Annotated in this window: 1 protein-coding gene; it reads right to left on the minus strand. The window is 70.0% G+C overall.

Annotated features, from left to right (window positions below; translation table 11 throughout):
- On the minus strand, nt 1–1,996 hold a 1,996-nt coding region (ftsH, locus tag H5J29_RS29365), incomplete at its 3' end, for an ATP-dependent zinc metalloprotease FtsH (RefSeq protein ID WP_181784224.1).
- Nucleotides 1,997–2,404: the final 408 nt, after the last annotated feature.

The following is a 2,404-nucleotide window of genomic DNA, read 5'->3' on the forward strand; positions in this document are numbered from 1 at the left end:
GGGTGGGGACGCTGCCGCCCCCACCGGGGTACGAACCGACCGGCGCGGGCTCGCGCTCGGCCTCCGGAGGCCAGATCTCGCCGCGCTCGCGCGCCTGCTCCGCCTTCGTCTTGATCGGCGGCTTGTCCGACGGCGTGCGCTCGCCGAAGTCGTTGAACGCGGTGATCCGCGGGCGCTTCTCGACGGTGCCGAAGATCCGCTGCAGGTCCTTGCGGGTCAGCGTCTCCTTGTCCAACAGCTCCACCACCAGGTTGTCCAGCACGTCCCGGTAGGTGTTGAGGATCTCCCACGCCTCGGTGTGGGCGGCCTCGATGAGCTTGCGGACCTCCTCGTCGATCTCGTGGGCGACCTCGAGCGAGTAGTCCGCCTGGTTGCCCATCGAGCGGCCGAGGAAGGGATCGCCCTGCTCGCGGCCGTACCGCACGGCGCCGAGCTTGGCGCTCATGCCGTACTCGGTGACCATCGCGCGGGCGATCTTGGTGGCCTGGTCGATGTCGCTCGACGCCCCGGTGGTGGGCTCGTGGAACACCAGCTCCTCGGCGCTGCGGCCACCCATGGCGAAGACGAGCCGCCCGATCATCTCCGAGCGCGTCATCAGGCCCTTGTCGTCCTCGGGGACGACGAGCGCGTGCCCGCCGGTGCGACCGCGCGGCAGGATCGTGAGCTTGTAGACCGGCTCGAGGTCCGGCATCGCCCACGCGGCCAGCGCGTGCCCGCCCTCGTGGTAGGCGGTGATCTTCTTCTCCTGCTCGGAGATGATCTTGCCCTTGCGCCGGGGTCCGCCGACCACGCGGTCCACGGACTCCTCGAGCGCGGCGCCGTTGATCAGCGACCCGTTCTCGCGGGCGGTCAGCAGGGCGGCCTCGTTGATGACGTTCGCCAGGTCGGCGCCGGACATCCCGACCGTGCGCTTGGCCAGGCTCAGGAAGTCCACGTCGTTCGCGAAGGGCTTGCCCTTGGAGTGCACGGCCAGGATCGCCTGGCGGCCCGCCAGGTCCGGCGCGCCGACCGGGATCTGCCGGTCGAAGCGGCCCGGGCGCAGCAGCGCCGGGTCCAGGATGTCCGGCCGGTTGGTCGCGGCGATCAGGATGATCCCGCCGCGCGCGTCGAACCCGTCCATCTCGACGAGGAGCTGGTTCAGCGTCTGCTCGCGCTCGTCGTGCCCGCCGCCGAGGCCCGCGCCGCGCTGGCGGCCGACCGCGTCGATCTCGTCGACGAAGATGATGCAGGGGCTGTTCTGCTTGGCCTGCTCGAACAGGTCGCGGACGCGCGAGGCGCCGACGCCGACGAACATCTCGACGAAGTCCGACCCGGAGATCGTGTAGAACGGCACGCCCGCCTCGCCCGCGACCGCGCGCGCCAGCAGGGTCTTGCCGGTGCCGGGCGGGCCGTAGAGCAGCACACCCTTGGGGATCTTCGCGCCGAGGGCCTGGTAGCGGCCCGGGTTCTGCAGGAAGTCCTTGATCTCGTACAGCTCCTCGACCGCCTCGTCGGCGCCCGCGACGTCGCCGAACGTGGTCTTCGGCATGTCCTTGTTGAGCTGCTTGGCCTTCGACTTGCCGAAGGACATGACGCGGTTCCCGCCGCCCTGGGCGTTGTTCATCATCCAGAACAGGACGAGGAGCACCAGGCCGAGCGGGATGAGGTAGATCAACATCGTGGTCAGGAACGAGTCCTGCCGCACCACGGTGTTGAAGTTCGAGACCCCGGCCTCCTGGAGCTGGGTGAAGATCCCGTTGGTGGAGGCGGCGGGGAACTGGGTGATGATCTTCGTGCTGCCGTCGACCGGGTTGGTCAGATCGAGCCGGAGCCGCTGCTCCTTGTCCTCGAGGGTGGCGTTGGCCACGTTCCTCGAGTCGATCTGCTGCAGGGCCACCGAGGTGGGGACCTGGGTGTACTCACGGGTGTCGTCGAAGAGCACGGAGAACCCGAAGTAGACCAGGACCACGACGAGGATCCAGATCAGCGGGTTACGGAGCAGGCGCTTGCGGTCCATGCAGCTTCGGCCTGGGCGGCCTTCACCTTCCCGATAAGTGCTTCGCCGGTACCGCGCGGGCGGCGACGCGCCGACCGGCCTGATCCGCCAGGATAGCTGCCGGGGGCCGAGCCTGCGCCACCGTGCCCGACACGGCTCCGATGGGGTGATCTCCCCAGCTCAACGCGCGAGCGGAGGGCCCGGTTCCCGGCTACTCACGATCCGGTCTCGGCCGCGCACCGAACCGGTGACCCGGCTCGCCCCGAACGCGGCGGGGATGGTGGGGTATCCCCGTGCCCCGGTGAGTCGTTGACCCGGCGGGCGCGGGTGGTGACGGCCCTGCACGGGCGATCTTCAGGCGGGGGTGGGGCGCGGATGCGCATCCGGTGGGGCGGCATCCGGTCGGGCAGGGGTCTGCTCACCGTGGCG

This window comes from Pseudonocardia pini (assembly GCF_013870575.1).
Taxonomy (GTDB): Bacteria; Actinomycetota; Actinomycetes; order Mycobacteriales; family Pseudonocardiaceae; genus Pseudonocardia; species Pseudonocardia pini.